Genomic DNA, 957 nt, shown 5'->3' with positions numbered 1-957 from the left:
GACAACATCAACAGCCTCGCCATGGTGTTCGCCGCCATCGAGAGCGCCAAGACGCGCCAGCGCGTCGCCATTGCAGCCTGAGGATACTGAATTGACCGACCCCGCAAAGGCCATCCGCATCGGCACCATGATCTCCGCTTCGGCGGGCCACGCCGCCAATCGCATCGCCGAGATCGCCGACCTCGGCTTCGAGAGTTTTGAGCCGTTCTTCTGGCAGACCACCAATGGGCAGGACCTGGCCGAACTGGGCAAGCGCAGCCTCGATGCCATCGGCAATCGCGACATCACTATCTCGACCCTCGGCATGTTCGGCAACCCGCTCGAGGACCAGGAGATGGATCGCCAGACGCTGCAGGGCTGGAAAGACTGCATCGACAACGCCCACCATTTCGGCGCCACCTGCGTTGCCGGCTTCACCGGCCGGGTGCGCGGCAAGCCGCTGACCGACAGCCTGCCGCGCTACAAAGAGGTGTGGTCCGAGCTCGCCAAGCGTGCCGCCGACAAGGGCGTGAAGATCGCCTTCGAGAACTGCGCCATGGATGGCAACTGGCAGACCGGCGACTGGAACATCGCCCACAATCCCGATGCCTGGGAGCTGATGTTCAACGAGACCCCGGACGACAATATCGGGCTCGAGTGGGAACCCTGTCACCAGCTGGTCTACCTGATCGACCCGCTGCCGCAGGTCCGCAAGTGGGCGAACAAGATCTTCCACGTGCACGGCAAGGACGCCACCGTCCGCTGGGACGTGATCAAGGAGCACGGCATCTTCGGCAAGGAGAAGTTCGTGTTCATGCGGACGCCGGGGTTCGGCGACAGCAACTGGACCGACATCATCTCCGAGCTGCGGCTCGCCGGCTGGACCGGCTCGATCGACATCGAAGGCTGGCATGACCCGGTCTATCGCGACGCGCTTGAAATGACCGGACAGGTCAGGGCGCTCAACTATCTCAAGCA

At 63.3% G+C, this 957-nt stretch carries 1 protein-coding gene; it reads left to right on the top strand.

From position 1 onward, the window contains the following. Window positions 1-91: 91 nt before the first annotated feature. Window positions 92-957 (top strand): sugar phosphate isomerase/epimerase family protein (locus AC1DV8_RS22925; RefSeq protein ID WP_477159043.1); only part of this gene is annotated, 866 nt, incomplete at its 3' end.

Source organism: Devosia sp. P3_B2 (assembly GCF_056402875.1).
Note: the sequence above shows the minus strand (reverse complement) of the source record. Positions and strands in the feature narration are given on the sequence as shown.